17 protein-coding genes are annotated in these 18,073 nt (G+C 32.1%); 9 read left to right on the top strand and 8 right to left on the bottom strand.

The window, feature by feature from the left end; translation table 11 throughout:
• The first annotated feature begins 22 nt into the window (after positions 1 to 22).
• The gene (locus LQ189_RS04415; protein WP_230154545.1) at positions 23 to 322 is read left to right on the top strand and encodes a hypothetical protein; all 300 of its coding nucleotides are present in this window, start codon (positions 23 to 25) and stop codon (positions 320 to 322) included.
• Positions 323 to 333: 11 nt separating this feature from the next.
• On the opposite strand, the gene LQ189_RS04420 is transcribed toward LQ189_RS04415, so the two are convergent.
• The 6 genes from LQ189_RS04420 to LQ189_RS04445 form a co-directional block, all read right to left on the bottom strand.
• Positions 334 to 636 carry a DUF6787 family protein gene (locus LQ189_RS04420; RefSeq protein WP_230154546.1) on the bottom strand — a complete coding sequence of 101 codons (303 nt, stop codon included), beginning with the start codon at positions 634 to 636 and terminating at the stop codon, positions 334 to 336.
• 32 nt (positions 637 to 668) lie between these two features.
• On the bottom strand, positions 669 to 1,103 hold the full coding sequence (locus tag LQ189_RS04425) for a DUF6146 family protein (RefSeq protein WP_230154548.1): 435 nt from the start codon (positions 1,101 to 1,103) through the stop codon (positions 669 to 671).
• Positions 1,104 to 1,199: 96 nt separating this feature from the next.
• Positions 1,200 to 1,763: a DUF937 domain-containing protein gene (locus tag LQ189_RS04430; RefSeq protein ID WP_182650358.1), complete on the bottom strand. Its 564-nt coding sequence runs from the start codon at positions 1,761 to 1,763 to the stop codon at positions 1,200 to 1,202.
• A 93-nt stretch (positions 1,764 to 1,856) separates the two neighbouring features.
• Positions 1,857 to 2,807, bottom strand: a complete 951-nt coding sequence (locus LQ189_RS04435; protein WP_086453218.1) for a D-2-hydroxyacid dehydrogenase — start codon at positions 2,805 to 2,807, stop codon at positions 1,857 to 1,859.
• 112 nt (positions 2,808 to 2,919) lie between these two features.
• Positions 2,920 to 3,990, bottom strand: coding sequence for a 3-phosphoserine/phosphohydroxythreonine transaminase (gene serC / locus LQ189_RS04440; RefSeq protein WP_230154549.1), 1,071 nt, complete (start codon positions 3,988 to 3,990; stop codon positions 2,920 to 2,922).
• A 93-nt stretch (positions 3,991 to 4,083) separates the two neighbouring features.
• A complete protein-coding gene (locus LQ189_RS04445) occupies positions 4,084 to 5,142 on the bottom strand; it encodes an acyl-CoA reductase (protein WP_230154550.1) in 1,059 nt (352 codons plus the stop codon).
• Between the two features lie 139 nt (positions 5,143 to 5,281).
• Between LQ189_RS04445 and LQ189_RS04450 the strand changes: the two genes are divergently transcribed.
• Complete coding sequence (locus tag LQ189_RS04450; protein WP_086453198.1) at positions 5,282 to 5,632, top strand: 4Fe-4S dicluster domain-containing protein; 351 nt, start codon at positions 5,282 to 5,284, stop codon at positions 5,630 to 5,632.
• Between the two features lie 64 nt (positions 5,633 to 5,696).
• Here the strand turns inward: LQ189_RS04450 and LQ189_RS04455 are convergent, their stop codons facing one another.
• Both LQ189_RS04455 and LQ189_RS04460 read right to left on the bottom strand, forming a co-directional pair.
• Positions 5,697 to 6,233 carry a hypothetical protein gene (locus tag LQ189_RS04455; RefSeq protein ID WP_086453199.1) on the bottom strand — a complete coding sequence of 179 codons (537 nt, stop codon included), beginning with the start codon at positions 6,231 to 6,233 and terminating at the stop codon, positions 5,697 to 5,699.
• A gap of 270 nt (positions 6,234 to 6,503) precedes the next feature.
• Positions 6,504 to 9,212, bottom strand: a complete 2,709-nt coding sequence (locus tag LQ189_RS04460) for a TonB-dependent receptor (RefSeq protein ID WP_230154551.1) — start codon at positions 9,210 to 9,212, stop codon at positions 6,504 to 6,506.
• Between the two features lie 296 nt (positions 9,213 to 9,508).
• Between LQ189_RS04460 and ychF the strand changes: the two genes are divergently transcribed.
• From ychF to LQ189_RS04495, 7 genes are all read left to right on the top strand, one after another.
• Positions 9,509 to 10,603, top strand: coding sequence for a redox-regulated ATPase YchF (gene ychF, locus LQ189_RS04465; RefSeq protein ID WP_086453200.1), 1,095 nt, complete (start codon positions 9,509 to 9,511; stop codon positions 10,601 to 10,603).
• 226 nt (positions 10,604 to 10,829) lie between these two features.
• Positions 10,830 to 11,489 (top strand): hypothetical protein, encoded by a 660-nt coding sequence (locus tag LQ189_RS04470; RefSeq protein ID WP_230154552.1) that lies wholly within the window; start codon positions 10,830 to 10,832, stop codon positions 11,487 to 11,489.
• Positions 11,490 to 11,538: 49 nt separating this feature from the next.
• A complete protein-coding gene (locus LQ189_RS04475; RefSeq protein WP_230154553.1) occupies positions 11,539 to 12,066 on the top strand; it encodes an NADPH-dependent FMN reductase in 528 nt (175 codons plus the stop codon).
• 147 nt (positions 12,067 to 12,213) lie between these two features.
• Positions 12,214 to 14,088 carry a DNA topoisomerase IV subunit B gene (locus tag LQ189_RS04480; protein ID WP_230154554.1) on the top strand — a complete coding sequence of 625 codons (1,875 nt, stop codon included), beginning with the start codon at positions 12,214 to 12,216 and terminating at the stop codon, positions 14,086 to 14,088.
• Positions 14,089 to 14,278: 190 nt separating this feature from the next.
• Positions 14,279 to 15,385: an AAA family ATPase gene (locus LQ189_RS04485; protein ID WP_230154555.1), complete on the top strand. Its 1,107-nt coding sequence runs from the start codon at positions 14,279 to 14,281 to the stop codon at positions 15,383 to 15,385.
• Positions 15,382 to 16,407, top strand: a complete 1,026-nt coding sequence (locus LQ189_RS04490) for a hypothetical protein (RefSeq protein WP_230154557.1) — start codon at positions 15,382 to 15,384, stop codon at positions 16,405 to 16,407. Before LQ189_RS04485 ends, LQ189_RS04490 begins: the two co-directional genes overlap by 4 nt.
• Positions 16,404 to 18,056: a DUF262 domain-containing protein gene (locus tag LQ189_RS04495; RefSeq protein ID WP_230154558.1), complete on the top strand. Its 1,653-nt coding sequence runs from the start codon at positions 16,404 to 16,406 to the stop codon at positions 18,054 to 18,056. The genes LQ189_RS04490 and LQ189_RS04495 overlap by 4 nt, the downstream gene beginning before the upstream one ends.
• Positions 18,057 to 18,073: the final 17 nt, after the last annotated feature.

Below are 18,073 nucleotides of genomic sequence, written 5' to 3' on the forward strand. Positions count from 1 at the left end.
AATAAATATAAATTGAATACTTATGATACAATCTGCTGCTAATGTTGAAGCAAATAACAAAACAAGAAATCTTGTATTGGGAATATTATTTGATGCTATTGGGATGCTTTCTTTTACCATTCCTCTTCTTGGAGAATTTTCAGATGTAGTTTGGGCGCCTTTAGCAGGTTTTTTAATGACTTGGATGTATAAAGGGAAAATAGGTAAAGTAGGAGGAGTGTTAACTTTTCTTGAAGAAATTATACCTTTTACTGATTTTATACCCACATTTACCTTAACGTGGATATACACGTATTTAATAAAAAATAAAAATGCCTCGTAACGAGGCATTTTTTATGATTTAAAAAGAAATCCGAGTCCTAATCTTTTCAGCATTTTTTTCTCCAATGCCCAAAAGAATTTGAATTGCCCAAATATAAAACCAATACAAACCAGTAATACTTGGTAAATAGGGAATATTAATATCAAACGTACAGGAATTATCCAATATCCCAAAGAATCTTTTGTTATACCTAGCCACGTACAAAACGGTTTAGACAACCAAGCTGATGCTGATCCCGTGATAGCAAAAACGATTAGAATTATTATGAACTGAAAATTTGTTTCAATTCCCCAACGTTGTTTGAGTTTATTCATTTTTATTTATAATGAATACAAATATAGTAAGATTATCTCATGGGTACAAAACCAAAAAGTCTTTGATTGTATGTATTTTGAAAAAATATCATGTAGTTGTATATCAAATAATTTACTTCATACCCGTAATTTATATTAGGATCATAATTAATTGTCATTTCGTATAAATTAGGATTAAAACGCTGTGGTTGCAAAACACGGTTATTCCATTCGGTTACATAAAAACGGTTTTTATTTTCTAGAAAAGCCTGTGTGTGATAATTTCTAGGCAAAGCTGTGGCATTTAGCCAAGAATTAAAACCAGGTGCAATAATGATTACCTCGTATTCTAGTTCTTCATTTGCTATTCTTACGGTATCATTACTAGAATTATTTGACGGATTTTTTATAGCTGTAAATGGAGTAGTTGTAGCACAACTGTACATGATGAGCGCTACTATTCCTAATATATATAAACTACGTTTCATAATCGAAATTTTACTTTAAATTTACAACTATATTCTCTTTTTTTAAAACCATTTAACAAAAAAAAAATCACCTAAGTAGGTGATTTTTAATGTTTTTTATTTTCCAAATAGTTTGCCAAGAATTCCGCCTAGTCCACCACCTTTACCAGATACGGCTGCCATTGCATCGCTAATGTCTACTTTTCCATCAGCATTTTGATCTAAACCAAATTGTCCTCCATATTTTGAAATTGCATCCATAATTCCAGATCCTTGAGCTCCGCCTCCAGATATAGCTGCAATGATATCAGAGATTTGAAAACTACTATCATTAGGATCTTTTGCTTTATTTACCAATGATCCTAGAATTTGAGGAATCAAACTTCCTGCAACACCTGATGCTGCATCTGCATTGATACCAAATTTTTCTCCAAGACTTCCAGTAAGTTGTTCAGTAAGCTTTTGAACTACAGGATTTGAAGCGTTTTGAGCATTATCTCCTTGAAACAAAGAAGCCAATTGTTCTACACCGCCCTCTGAAGCAATTTTTTGTAAACCAGAAAAAATGGAGCTACTAGCTTCTTCAATAACTGCCTCGTTTTGTTCGTTTGGAATGGCATTGTTTTTAACAACTGACTCGACTCCAAATTGTTGCGCTAATTGTGTTAATTGTTCTAACATAGGTTTTGGTTTTGTTTAGATATCAAATCTAATAAAAAAAAAGGATTTATTACTTAAAATAAATCCCTTTTAATCATTTCATCACATTAAACCTTATCCCAAAATACTTATAATTTGTTGGGCTAGTTCAGTTCCTATTCTATCTTGTGCCTCACCTGTAGCAGCACCTATGTGTGGTGTTAGTGAGATTTTGTGGTGCATTAATATTGCCATCTCTGGCGTTGGTTCACTCTCAAAAACGTCTAATCCTGCAAACAATATTTTCCCGCTATCCAGTCCTTTAAGTAAAGCCACCTCGTCAATTACACCGCCACGGGCACAATTTACAATTCCTACACCATCTTTCATGCTAGCAATTTCTTTATCACTAATAATGTAACCGTTTTGCGCAGGTACATGTAGGGTAATAAAATCAGCCTCTTTAAAAACTGATTCTAAAGATTGTGAAACGATAGTTGTGGTAATAGATTGACCGTCAAAAAAAGATACCGTGACATCTACTTGAGGAATAAAACTATCCGCAGCAATAACTTTCATTCCAAGTCCAAGCGCCATTTTTGCAGTAGCCTGACCAATACGGCCAATGCCCACAATTCCAAGCGTTTTTCCTCTCAATTCAATTCCGTTACCATACGCTTTCTTTAAACCATCAAAGTTGGTATCGCCTTCAAGTGGCATATTTCTATTCGAGTCGTGCAAAAATCGAACTCCCGAAAATAAATGTGCAAAAACCAACTCTGCCACAGATTCTGATGATGAAGCAGGCGTATTAATCACTGCAATCCCTTTGCTTTTAGCATAATCCACATCAATATTATCCATACCTACGCCTCCACGACCTATAATTTTCAAGCCTGGACAAGCATCAATAATGTCTTTACGAACCTTAGTCGCGCTTCTTACTAAAACGACACTTACATTGTTTTCATTAACAAAATTAGCCACTTGTTCCTGCGCTACTTTTGTTGTTATAACTTCAAAACCACCTTTTTCTAAAGCTTGAATTCCACTTTTTGAAATTCCATCGTTGGCTAATACTTTCATTTTATTTTATTTTTAAGGATTGAAAAATTTAAAGATTCAATCGATATTGTTTATTGTATTGATTGATTAAAAATTGATTTTTAAATCTTTAAATCATTCAATATTTTAATTTTTAAATTGCCTTTTCCAAAGCCTGCATTACATCCACCAGTACTTGAACGCTCTCTAATGGTAACGCATTGTACATAGAAGCTCTGTAGCCACCTACTGAACGATGCCCTGGTAATCCTGAAATTCCTGCAGCTTTCCACAAAGCGTCAAAGTTTGCGGCATGTGCTTCATCATTTAACAAGAAAGTGGCATTCATATTAGAACGATCCTCCACAGCAGCAGCTCCTTTAAACAATGGATTTCTATCAATTTCGGCATACAGTAATGCTGCTTTTGCATTGTTTATTTTTTCAATGGCTGCAATTCCACCTAAGTTTTTCAACCATTGTAAAGTCAATAAAGAAGCGTAAACAGGGAAAACAGGAGGTGTGTTGTACATACTTTCTGCTTTAATATGTTTGGTATAATCCAGCATACTAGGAATAGTTCTGCCAGTTTTACCTAGAATTTCTTCTTTTACAACAATCAATGTGGTTCCTGCAGGTCCCATGTTTTTTTGAGCTCCAGCATAGATCAAGTCAAATTTTGAAAAATCCAATACTCTTGAAAAAATATCCGAACTCATGTCGCATACAAGTGGTATGCTAGTTTCTGGAAACTCCTTCATTTGGGTACCAAAGATGGTATTATTACTCGTACAGTGAAAATAATCAGCATCTTCAGGAATACTGTATCCTTTTGGAATATGATTGTAATTTTGTTCTTTAGAGGAACCTATGATGCTAGTTTCTCCAAAAAGTTGTGCTTCTTTAATAGCAGCAGCAGCCCATGTTCCTGTGTCCAGGTAAGCGGCTTTTCCATTTTCTTTCATCAAGTTGTAAGGAACCATCAAAAATTCAAGACTAGCACCACCTGCTAGAAATAATGCTTGGTAGCCTTTGCCTTCAAGACCTAATAATTCTAGAACAAGTGATCGAGCTTCATCCATAACGGCCACAAAATCTTTGCTTCTGTGAGACATTTCTAAAAGAGATAATCCAGAATCATTGAAATTTAATATCGCTTGTGCTGATTTTTCAAAAACTTCTTGGGGTAAAATGCAAGGTCCTGCGCTGTAGTTGTGTTTTTTCATGTGAGTAGTTATATCCAAAAAATTAAAAAGCAAATTTCGACAATAGCAGTTTAAAAAGCGTTAATTAATTCGAAATAATCGCACTTTTTTCTGCTAAATTGTTAACAAAAATGAAATTGTATCTATGTTATCTGCATAATCCCATAATTGCGGATTTTGAGTTTGTCCAAACGAAATACTTTTTTCAATACAACCACCAGAAACGATACATTGAAGTAGCTCATTTTCAGAATCTAACTTTGTTTGTAGTGTGGGTAAGTCGTCGTAATATTCATAAAAAACACTAGAAATAGGTGAGGCATGGCTTTGATCTTCTTTTATAGTCAAAAAGCCATTGTCAAGCAACTTGAAATTACTCATCAAGAAAACCGCTTTGTTGTAATCGTAATTATTGGCGTATTTTTCATAATGAATGACATCTTGGTATTCAAAAATGGCTTCAAAAAAGGCATCGAAATTATATCCTTTTGGTACAAAAAGTTTAGATACATTACGACATCCTAAACCAAAATATCTAAAAATATCTTCTCCTAAAGCAGTGAGTTCCTCCTTGTTTTCAGTACCAGTCAAAACCGCTACTGAATTTCTACTCTTTCTAATAATAGACGGTTTGTCTTTAAAATAATATTCGAAATATCTTGATGTATTGTTACTGCCTGTAGCTATTACGGCATCAAAGTTTTCTAATTTACCCTCAACAAACGTGATCTGGTTTTTAAGTTCAGGCGCAACAGCAATCAAATATTTGGCTAAAAAAGGCAGTAAATGTTGGTCGTTTGATGATGTTTTTACAATCACATTATTTCCAGTTATTAAAACCGATAAAAAATCATGAAACCCAACTAGAGGAATGTTTCCTGCTAGTACTAATGCTATATTTTTTGGTTTTTGAATTTCTAAAGTATAGGCAGAAAGCCATTGATCAAGGTTTTCTGCTGTTAATGCTTTAGACCAAGATTGAATTGAAAAATATACATTTTCAGGAGTATACCAGCCATTGTGTGATTGAGACAGGATAATAAGTTCTTGAAAAGCATCAAAAAATGTTTCGTTGTGCAAAACATTTGGGCTTTTTGTGGTGTTGTTTTCAGAAAATTGACTTAAAAAATTTCCTAATTCAACAAAAACATTTTTTTTTGTTTCTAATGTCATAATGTTTGCTTATGAATAGTTTTGATTGTAATTTTGCACAAAAATAAGCTATAAAAAGTATAGTAAAAAGATTAAAAGACGAAAGATAATAGATTCTTATACTCGAAAATCTTATTTGCTTAATTCCTAAATTAAAAAGATGGCAATTATTATAACAGACGAATGTATCAATTGTGGGGCTTGTGAACCTGAGTGCCCAAATACTGCAATATATGAAGGAGCTGATGATTGGAGATACAAGGACGGAACAAAACTGAAAGGTAAAGTAATTTTGCCAGACGGTACTGAAATTGATTCTGATGAAGCACAAACACCAATCTCTGACGAAGTGTATTATATCGTTCCTGGTAAATGTACGGAGTGTAAAGGATTTCATGATGAACCTCAATGTGCAGCGGTTTGCCCTGTAGATTGTTGTATTCCTGATGATGCGCATGTAGAAAGTGATGAAACATTGCTAAACAGACAAGCTTTTTTACACAACGAATAAGTATTGATTTTACATAAAAAAAACCTGAGATATCTCAGGTTTTTTTTATGTAATACTATTTTTGTTATTCTTTGACCATTTCAAAAATTTCAGATGTAATTTTATCAGTTTCGGGGTCATAAGATTCTAAAACTAAGTTTCCATCTGCATTAAAGTATCCAAAAGATGTTTTGCTTTTAGTACTGTAAATGTAATTGTTATTGGAAGTTTTTCTTAAAACAGCAGTCTTTTCCTTATTTGGCAGGTACATGTTGTAACCTGTTTCAGCTAGACTAACTTGGTATTTTTGTCCGTTGTAGTTGTAATAAGCAGATCTATCAACATCTACAATATTGGTCACTCCATTTGCGGTAACTGCAGTAATGGCAGTTACTTGAACAGGAGTTTGCTTAATTTCTTTATTCAAAGCGTTTGAATCGGCATCTTTCAATTCAATGTTTTGAGTTTCTTTGATCTCTTGAGTTTTAACCAATTTTTTTTCTCCTTTTGAGTCTTTTATTGTTGTAACCGTTGTTTTTACCTCAGATTTTACATTTTTGTTTTGCGCTTGACTTTGTACGGAAAATAATAGTGCTAAAGCTCCAATTAATATCGTTTTCATAATTATTTATTTATTAGATTAATATGAAGTAAAATTACAAGGGCAACAGAGATAAGTTGTTATGGAATTTCCAAGATAAATTGTATAATTTACACTAGCTATTTTTTTCTTTATGAAAATTGATTAATCGTTAATCTTAAGATTTAAAAATTTCGAAATAGCATGATTTTTTCGAAACAATTTGAATGTATTTTTATCCAAATAAAAGTTTTTGTTCTAAAAAAAAAGGACCATCTTTCGATAGTCCTTTTGAGTTATTCAATAAATGAATTAGAATTTGTAGTTCAAAGATAAATTAACCATAGTTCCTAATTGGCTGAAGTGAGATCCATCATAAGTCATCTGTGAATAACGACCATTGAATGTTAAATCGTTAATTTGCTTTTTCAATGTTATTGGATCGTTTATTATAGCTTCTGCACCAGTTGAACCGTCAGACTTTAATTTCCATTCAGGTAAAACATTTAATAAGTTATTTACATTTAAGTTAAGAGTAACTTTTTCATTTGCTCTGTATGAAACACCTAAATCGGTAACTACTTTAGTTAAAAATTCTACAGTTAATGCTTTATCGTACAAGTCAGCATTTTTGAATTTTGCTGGTCCAAAAACGGTGTTGTTTAAAGAAAATGAGAACTTATTAATTTCGAAATCTCCACCAATAATATATTTAAATTTAGGACGTGAAGTAAGTAATAAAGCTTCTTGGGTTGCGCCAAAAACCGATTGGTTAACAGCTGCAACACTAGCAATGTTACGTACAGGACCGTCTAGCTTGTTTTCTAAGGTATAATTTCCAGAAAGGTTAATTGTTAACTTGCCAGAACCTAATTCGATATTTCTGTAATTTGCAACAAAATCTAAACCAGAAGTTTTAGTGTCAATAGCATTTGTAAACCATGATTGAATATTGCCCGGGCTATATATGATTTTATCTCCCAAAACGATACGGTCTTTCACACTAATATTGTAATAGTCCAAAGTTGCGCTAAAGTTTTTAGAAGGTTTTACTCCAAGTCCGATAGTGTAGTTAGTAGAACTTTCAGCTTTTAGATTTGCAACTCCATTTTGTCTAGCTGCAGAGGATACGTTGTTGATAATTCCTTCAAGCTGAATCCCTCCGCCACCAAATGATGATTGTACTTTTTGAGTATATATTTGATGTAATGTAGGAGCTCTAAAACCTGTAGATGCAGAACCTCTTAAAGTAACAAGGTCGTCTGCGAATTTATATCTTGAACTTAACTTCCAAACTGCTTTGCTTCCAAAATCGCTATAATCCTCATAACGAATAGTTCCTTCTGCTAACCAATCTTCAGTTATGTCTAAAGAAGCACTTGCATAAAAACCAATATTGTAGCGGTTAAATTTTCCTGAATTTTCAGGAGTGTTTCCTTGGTAAGAATCTGCTCCAACACCTATATATGAAGCTTCGTCACCTGCTCTAACTTCAAATATTTCTGTTCTAAATTCAGAACCAAAAGCAATACTGAAATTGTCAAAAATTTGTTTGCTAAGGTCGATATTTCCAACATAATGTGTGAAACCTACTCCACCAGGGTTAAAACGAAGTGGTCCGCTATAAAAATTTGGGTTTGTAGCATAAATGAAATTTCCGCTTGAATCTTTAGAACGGTTGTGAGAATTTGAAACAGTATAGTTCTGTTGATTTCCCCCTGTTGTGATACTTGCGTCTCCAATCCAACCATTTTTGTTGAATTTATATCCAAGTGTAGCATTGTAATCGTTTAATTCACCTTCAAATGTAGGAACATAACCTTGATAAGACGCAAGTGTGCCGTTACCATATAAAGACGGTAAATATGGGAAATCTGTTGCAGTTCTCCAATATGGAGTTCTATAGTTTGCGAACGAGTTTACTTTTTTGTATACATAAGCTGCATTGTAATACACTTGTGCATTTTCACTTAGATCTTTACCACCATTTACTAGGAATTTTGCCGCAGCTGTTTCTGGAGCTCCATTGATGTTACCTGCATCAGGACGTTTTGATAAAAAGTTTTGGATATCAGCTAGAGTATTTACTCCAGCAGTTGTTCCACCCCAGTAATTAAACTCACCTTCAGCATCTACTTTTCCTGGACGGTTAGATATTTCTGTTTTAGAAAAATCTACAGTATAATTAATAAATCCTTTGTCACCTACAGTTGTACCATTGTTTATACTTATGCCGTACATTTCGCCATCTCCCTCACTAGTAACTCCGGTTCTTAGAGTTGCAGAACCTCCATTAGTGTTTTTCTTTAAAATGATGTTCATTACACCTGCAATGGCATCAGATCCATATTGTGCAGATGCTCCATCACGAAGAATTTCAACTCTTTCAATAGCGTCAGTAGGTATAGCAGAGATATCTGCACCTGTTTCACCACGTCCAGGTGACGTTTGAACGTAAACTAGTGCACTTAAATTTTTACGTTTACCATTGATAAGAATTAATGTTCTACTTGGTCCCATGTTTCTAATTTCATAAGGATCTAATAGAGATGTAGCATCATTTACAGGTGTATTTACGGTGTTAAATGATGGTATTCTATATTGTAATGCTTTATCAAATGATGCTTGTCCCGTGGAGTTTAAGTCTTTTGAAGACAGTACATCTATTGGTAACGCTGATGTAGTATTGGTTCTAGCTGCTGTTCTGCTCCCCGTTACTACAACTTCATTTAAATTTTGTCCACCTTCTTCAGATAAAACTACATTGATTACAGCTTCTGTTGCTGCTCTTTCTACTTTGTTGAATCCAACATAACTGAAAACTAATGTTGCTCCTTCGTTCACTTTAATTTTGTAAGAACCATCAGTGTCAGTAGAAACTCCATTCTTTGTTCCTTTTTCTACAATGTTAACTCCTGGTAACGAATTTCCAGAATTGTCTTTTACTACCCCTGATATTTGCTTCTGAGCAAATACAAACGAGACGTTTAATAGGATTAATAATAATGCGATTTTTTTCATAATAAATTGTGTTTTATTTTCTGGTTGATTTGAAATAGGCTGCAATATAATTTTTTTTTAACAAAACATTAGTACTATTTTTAATTTTTTAAAAAAAATGCTAGGTTCTCAGTAATGGTATCTTTTAATTATTGAAAACAGTATTAAAATGGTATATTTGCAAACTTTTAAAGCCAAATGGCTTTGTCTAATAAGATTTAATGCTGAATAGCTCAAAATTTAAAACTTAAAAGAACCTTGTTTGCCATAAAAAAGCTTGCATGTTTCCGGAAAAAAAAATAAAATAGTATTTACAGATGAAAGCAGGAATTGTAGGGTTACCTAATGTTGGAAAATCAACTTTGTTCAATTGTTTGTCAAACGCAAAAGCGCAAAGTGCTAACTTTCCTTTTTGTACCATAGAGCCAAATATTGGTGTTGTTAATGTACCAGATCCAAGAATCAATAAATTGGAGGAATTGGTAAAGCCAGAGCGTGTGCAAATGGCTACGGTTGATATTGTGGATATTGCAGGTTTAGTAAAAGGAGCTAGTAAAGGAGAAGGTTTAGGAAATCAATTTCTTGGAAACATTAGAGAGTGTAACGCTATTATTCACGTATTGCGTTGTTTTGATAATGATAATATCGTTCACGTTGATGGTAATGTAAATCCCATTCGTGACAAAGAAACTATTGATATCGAGTTGCAGTTAAAAGATTTAGAAACGGTTGAAAAGCGTTTAGAAAAAGTAAATCGTGCTGCAAAAACAGGTAACAAAGAGGCGCAGACCGAAAAAGCGCTTTTGGATCGAATTAAAGAAACCTTATTGCAAGCTAAATCAGCGAGAACTATTACTCCTCAAGGAAATGACGAGGAAGTTTTGATGGAATCCTTTCAATTGATTACCGCAAAACCAGTTTTGTATGTGTGTAATGTAGACGAAAACTCTGCCGTAAATGGAAACAAATACGTTGACCAAGTTCGCGAATTAGTAAAAGATGAAGATGCAGAAGTAATTATTTTGTCTGTAGGAGCCGAAGCTGATATTACAGAGCTTGAAAGCTACGAAGAGCGCCAAGTTTTCCTTGAAGACATGGGATTGTCAGAGCCAGGAGCCTCTGTTTTAATTCGTGCAGCTTATAAATTGTTAAAACAGCAAACCTATTTCACGGCAGGAGTAAAAGAAGTTCGTGCTTGGACCATCAATATCGGTGCTACCGCGCCACAAGCTGCTGGTGTAATTCATACTGATTTTGAAAAAGGGTTTATCCGTGCCGAAGTTATTGCTTACGAAGACTACGTGCAATACGGTTCTGAAGCTAAATGTAAGGAAGCTGGAAAATTTAAAGTAGAGGGTAAAGAATACGTTGTAAAAGATGGTGATGTAATGCACTTTAGATTCAACGTGTAATTTTTAGTTAGTCGAAAGTCAAAAGTCGAAAGTCGAAAGTCAAAAGTCGAAAGTCAAAAGTCGAAAGTCAAAAGTCGAAATAGAAAAGTCGAAAGTTAGAAATAGCTTTCGACTTTTTTTTTGAACCTAATCCAGCTTTCCGCTACAATCTGGGGTATTTGTATAGGTGTTTAAAGTTTAATTAAAATTAAAAGTGTAAATTCACTAAAATTTTAATTAATTCAAAATGAAACAATTTATTTTGTTAGTGATATTTTTATTTGTTATTTCTTGCAAAAAAGCAGATGCGCCAGCAGATGAAAGTTTTGTGTATTTTGAAAAACCACAGCCAATTCATGATGCTGAACTGTCTAAAATACCTAATAAATTCAGAGGTCTTTTTATTAATTCAGATTCTGTTTACCTGAATATCTCTGAAAATATGATTAGTAGAGAATTTACTAGAAAATTTAGAATTCATAAAACCGAAATAGACTCATTGAAAAAAGAATTTGATTTTGTTAATGGCAAGTATGTTTCTAAAGGTTATAAGGTAGTTTTTGATTTTATAAAAATAGGTGATTCCTTAGAGCTTTCGAACAAAGAAATTGATACAATTTTTATTTTTTCAAACACTCAAAAAGCAAAACGATTCAACGGAAAACTAATTTTGAACTACAGTGATTCTATCTATTGGACAGTCAATACGATTGATTTAGAAAAAAATCTATTACATTTAAAAAGCATTGGCTCTAAAGAAGATTTAAAGCAAATGGATTCCTTAACCCATTTAAAATCAGTTCAGATAGATTCTTTTAGATTTGTTGTAAAACCTTTAAGAAATGAATTTAAAACTTTCATTAATCTAAAAAGGTTTCATGTAGATGAAGCGTTTAAAAAAATCTAAAAATAAATACGCAACAGCAATTAATTTATTTCAGAAAAAAAACAATCTTATGAAAATAGTAACCTTTGGCGCAAGCAACAGTAAAAATTCTATCAATAAAAAACTGGCAATTTATGCAGCGCATCTTTTTGAAAATGCTAGCGTAGAAGTTTTAGATTTAAACGATTTTCAAATGCCTTTGTTTTCTGTTGATTTGGAGCTCGAAATCGGTCAGCATGATGTAGCGAAAGCATTTTTAGCTGTAATTGCAATGGCTGATGTGTTGGTGATTTCTATGGCGGAACACAACGGCAATTATAGTACTGCTTTCAAGAATATTTTCGATTGGAGTTCAAGAATCAACGGAAAAGTGTTTCAGGACAAACCCATGTTGCTTCTAGCTACTTCGCCGGGAGCTAGAGGTGGCGCTAGTGTTTTAGAAATTGCAAAAACTGCTTTCCCCCGTTATGGTGCCTACGTAAAAGCAACTTTTTCGTTACCTAGTTTTGATGCTAATTTTGATATCCAAAAAGGAATTATAACAAACGGTGAGTATGATATTAAGCTAAAGTCATTGATTGGCAATTTTAAATCGTAAAGTAAAAACGGGTTTTCAATATTATTCTTGATAACTTTGAGGCTTTGAATTTTTAAAATTTATCATATTACACTACATTAGCACATTCTAGAGCTTTGCGTAAAGTAAAGCCCGAAATGAACGAAGTTAAAATCCACAAATTTTAAAATGTCCGATCAAAATCAATATACCGAAGATAATATTCGGTCCTTAGACTGGAAAGAACATATTCGCATGCGCCCCGGAATGTATATCGGGAAACTGGGTGACGGTTCTTCGCCAGATGATGGTATTTATATCCTGTTAAAAGAGGTTTTAGACAACTGTATAGATGAATTCGTTATGGGCTCTGGTAAAACCATTGAAGTGAGCATCAAAGACAAAACGGTTGCGGTACGTGATTACGGGCGAGGTATTCCGTTGGGTAAAGTCGTTGATGTAGTTTCTAAAATGAATACAGGTGGTAAATACGATTCCAAAGCGTTCCAGAAATCAGTAGGTTTGAACGGTGTGGGTACCAAAGCTGTGAATGCACTTTCAAACTATTTCCGTGTAGAATCGGTGAGAGAGGAAAAACAAAAAGCCGCTGAGTTTTCAGGTGGGAATTTAGTCCTTGAAGAAGATATAATTGAAACTACCAAGCGTAAAGGAACAAAAGTAACGTTTACGCCAGACGAAACCATTTTCAAAAATTACAAATTCCGAATGGAATATGTGATTAAAATGGTAAAGAATTATTGTTACTTAAACAATGGTTTGACGATTATTTTTAATGGTGAAAAGTACATTTCAGAGAACGGACTTCGTGATTTATTAGAAGAAACAATAAGTGCCGATGATCTGGAATATCCAATTATTCACTTGAAAGAACATGATATAGAAATTGCACTTACCCACAGTAAAACCCAGTACAGTGAGGAGTATCACTCTTTTGTAAACGGGCAAAATACCACACAAGGAGGGACGCACTTAGCCGCTTACCGCGAAGCTATCGTGAAAACAATCAGAGAGTTTTATAACAAAAACTTCGAAGCTTCAGATGTACGAAAATCTATTGTGAGTGCCATTAGTATCAAGGTTATGGAACCGGTATTTGAATCGCAGACCAAAACTAAATTAGGTTCCACAGATATGGGGTCTGATGATGGTACGCCGCCAGTTTCTGTTCGTACGTTTGTAAACGATTTTATCAAAAATAAACTAGATAACTATTTACATAAGAACCCACCAACTGCTGAGGCATTATTGCGTAAAATTTTGCAGGCAGAGCGTGAGCGCAAAGAATTATCTGGAATTAGAAAACTAGCTACAGATCGTGCTAAAAAAGCCAATCTACACAATAAAAAGTTAAGAGACTGTCGTGCGCACTTGCCGGATACTAAAAACCCTAGAAACCTAGAAAGTACGCTTTTTATTACCGAGGGAGATTCGGCTTCGGGATCCATTACCAAGTCGCGTGATGTGAATACGCAAGCCGTATTTAGTTTGCGTGGAAAGCCGCTGAACTCATACGGAATGAGTAAAAAAATTGTGTATGAAAACGAAGAATTCAATTTGCTTCAAGCCGCTTTGGATATTGAGGATGGTCTCGAAAAGTTGCGTTACAACAACATTGTAATCGCTACTGATGCCGATGTCGATGGAATGCACATTCGATTGTTGTTGATTACTTTCTTTTTGCAATTTTTTCCAGAATTGATAAAAGAAGGGCATTTGTATATTTTGCAGACACCACTTTTTAGAGTTCGAAACAAGAAGGAGACCATTTATTGTTACTCTGAAGAAGAGCGAAAAGATGCCATCGAAAAACTAAAACCAAAACCAGAAATTACCCGATTTAAAGGTTTAGGAGAAATCTCTCCCGATGAGTTCAAGAATTTTATTGGAGAAACCATCCGCTTAGATCCTATTATGATGGATAAAAACACGTCGATTGAGCAGCTATTGTCTTTCTATATGGGTAAAAATACGCCAGATAGACAAGAGTTTATTATCAAGAACTTGAAGGTTGAGTTGGATGCTATCGAAGATGTTGCTATTTAAATAGTAAAATTAAGAAAACCTCAGTCATTGACTGGGGTTTTTGAGATATAAAATTCCGCGACGGTGTTGTGGAATTAATTATTTGAATTTCGTTGACAGTGTTAACGAAATTTATAATTTAATTTATTTAGATTATGTCAAAAACAAAAGATACAATCAATTTAAATTTGTTAATCAAAAAACAAACAAAATGATAAACAAAATATCGTTTAAGAATTATAAACTTTTCAAAGAAAAACAAACGCTAGAATTAAAACCAATTACAATTTTGATTGGAAAAAATAATAGTGGGAAGAGTGCTGTTTTGAAGTTACCGGTATTGATTTCCAATAGTCTTGCTGGTTTACCAATAAATTGGAAATATAAAATTGGTGATGATAGTGATAATTCTATCGAATTGGGAACTGATTTTAAAGATTTAGTTTACAATAGAAATGAAAAAAGTTTTATTGAATTTGAAGTTTCAAATAATCAAGATTCTATCGAAATTGCTCTAAATAAAGAAGATGGAGTTTTAGAATATAAACTAAATGATCATGAAATTGATCCATCATCTAATTTCAAAGGTTTTTTATTAGATGGAAAAAAAATTGAAGGTCTAAATTTAAATATTGATTACTTGGGAGCTATTAGAGTTGAACCTGATTCTGATTTTATTTTTTCAAATGAGAAACATGATAAAATTGGAATTAAAGGACAGAATGCATATCCAATGTTGATTAGTGATTTCATTGATTCGGGAGAATTAATAAATAAAGTTAGTAATTGGTATAAATCAAATTTTGAGGATTGGAATTTACAGGTAATTAGATCTCAAACACTAGATAAGAAATATGAAATAGCTATTTCTAATTCAATTATATATCCTATAAATATTAAGCAAACAGGACAGGGTATTCATCAAGTATTACCATTGATTGTTCGGTCATATCAAAAAGACTTAGAACCTACTTTAATTACAATTGAAGAACCTGAGACGCATTTGCATCCAGCTGCACATGGTAATTTGGCTGAGCGTTTCGTTGAATCATATTTGGAAGATAAGAATAAACACTATTTAATAGAGACACATTCACAAAATTTCGTTTTAAGAATCAGAAGATTAGTTGCAGAAGGAAAATTAAAACCTGACGAAGTAGCTATTTATTATGTAGATTTTTTAGAGGATGAAAATGAAAGTATGCTTAAAAAAATTGAAGTAAATGATTTAGGTGAGGTCGAATGGTGGCCAACAAATATATTTAATGAAAGTTTACAAGAAGTAATTAAGATTAGAAAATACCAAGAAGGAAAATGATATTTACAATAATCGATGATTCTTTTATTAGAAATGATTCTTTTTTGGACTCTTGGACAAAAATATGGATAGAATCGAAAGAAAGACATTTTTTTTATATTGATCAAAATACTTATGATATAATTAGCAATAGCGATTGGTATTCAAGATTATCACCTATAAACAAAGAATTTTTCGATTTGCAGTTTATAGAAAGTAATAATTTCAAAAGAAGTCAAATTCAATTGGTAATATCTGAATCTGATGCTGAATATTATACATTAATTGAAGCTGTAGAAATTTTATTAAAATCGGTTTCTTTAATTTTAGAAAATATCGAATATGATGCTTATCTTTTGGAAGCAGTTTTTAGACTATTTAAAGATGAATGCGAAAAGATTAATAAGCATTTAGATGAAGGCTGGTTAATATATGAAAATGGTGGAGGAAACAATATAATAAATGTTATAAACCAAAAAAAACGCCGATTTGTTAATTTAGATCATTTTACAAAGGAACCCAAAACGTATTTGAGAACTTTTGTGATTATAGATAGCGATAAAAAATTTCCTTCTGAAAATGAAGTTGATGTTGAAAAACAACCATTATTAGATTTTATTTCTGAATTTTCAGAATATCATGTTACTCGAAAGAGGGAAATGGAAAATTATCTTCCTGACGAAACCTTTGAAGAAATTCCCAATAATGAAAAATTTAAAGAAGCAATTTTTTCTCTTTCATCTATTCAACGAGATTTTATTGATTTGGAAAAAGGTTTACAGGATAAAAATTTAGATCAATTTGAGCCGCTTTCATTTAGAGAATTATTTATCGATTTAAATGTTGACTCTAAAAAAAATATTGTTAGTGTTTTAAGAAAAGAAAAACTTGAATTTAAAAAAGAAAATGGTAAATCGGATAGTTTTAAAGCTAGGTTTTCAAAACTTTTTATGGAGAAATCAGTAACTAAAGAGGGATTAAGAAAAAGGGATAATTCAAATGAATTGGAATTAATCATCAAAAAAATAAATAGTTTGTTATGAGTGAGCAAATATATATAAGACCAGACAAAGATAAAATAGCAAGCTATATAACAAATTTTGAAAAAGGAAATTTACAAGTACCTGCATTTCAAAGAAAATTTGTATGGAATAATGAGAAGAAATTAGATTTATTTGATAGTATAAAAAGAGGGTATCCAATTGGTTCAGTTTTATTGTGGCAACCTAATTTTGAAAGTGAGGAAGATTATGAAAAATTTGGTGGGGATAAACTTGGAGCTTATTATATTCCTAAGAGAAATTCAAACTCATTTTATATTCTTGATGGATTTCAAAGATTGTCAACCCTAATCGGATGTTTATTACATCCTCAAAAAGCAAAACTAAAAGGAATTGTTAGGGATGAAAAAGAATGGTTTAAAGAGTTTAATATTGTTTACAATCTAAAAGATCAATTATTTGAAATGAATAGGTCGAAAGACTTTGAAAGTTTAAAAAATTTTCAGATACCAATTTATAAGTTAGTAGATGGTAAGGAGTTTTTTAATTTTCAAAAAAGTTTATTTAATGAAGAACAAGAGACTATAGATGAATACATAGAAAGATACGAAGAAATTAGTTTAATTGTTCAGAATTATGAATTACCAAATATCAATGCTTTTGGTGGTTCAATAACAGAAGCCGTTGACATTTTTCAAAGATTAAATTCTACAGGTGCTCCAATAACAAAAGATTGGGTGATTTCTGCTTTAGCATATGGACAAGATAGGAGTTACCATTTTGCAACCGAAATTGATTTCTTATTGGATGATAATTTATCAAAATATAATTTCCAAAATATAAAAAGAGAAGTTGTATTACAATGTATAACCAATTCTTTTGGCGGTGTTTATTTTGACCAAGTTTCTAAAAACAGCAATAAAAAACTTGAAGAACTTGTTAAAAGAGAAGATTTTATTCCAATTACAAAAGAAACATTTATCGCTATCGAAAAAACATCTGAATTTTTCTTTGAAAATTTATGTGTTTTAGATTCAAAATATATTCCATATAATAACCAATTTATTTTTATTAATGATTTTTTTAGTAAGATTAGCAAACCAACTATTGAACAGCTTCTAGAGTTAAAAAAATGGTTTTGGATTACATCTTATTCAAATTATTTTACTATTTACAATTTGAGTAAGCAAAGACTTGCATATAATAAATTTCAAGATTTTATAAATAGAAGTTCAAATCCAGTTTTTTACGATAATAAAGATAATTTTGAAGCTTTAGATTTTCCTGATAAAATTGATATGGGAAGTGTCAGAAAGAAAACTTTAGCGTTGTTTATGATTAATTATTCCGTAAATAATGATGATTTTTTTAGTAAAGTAAATTTAGAAGCCGAAAACATTACAAATGTTAAAACCTATAAGCTTTTTAAAGATTACAATTCTTCTGAAAATACGATTTTTATTATTGAAAAATACAATTCAACTGATAATTTTCCAAAGACAATAAAAGATCTTTCTTTTATGCTTTCTATGGATTATAAAGGTCAATACTCTGAATACTTTATAAACGATGATATGAGAGAAGAGTATTACAAAGGGAATGTTGAAGATGTTTTGGAAATTAGAAAAGAATTAATAATTAATGCAGAAAAAAGTTTTGTGGAAAGTTTAGGAATAGAATATTACGAATAAAAAATAAAACTCGATAT

The organism is Flavobacterium sp. CECT 9288 (genome assembly GCF_918731615.1).
In the GTDB taxonomy this organism is placed as follows: Bacteria; Bacteroidota; Bacteroidia; order Flavobacteriales; family Flavobacteriaceae; genus Flavobacterium.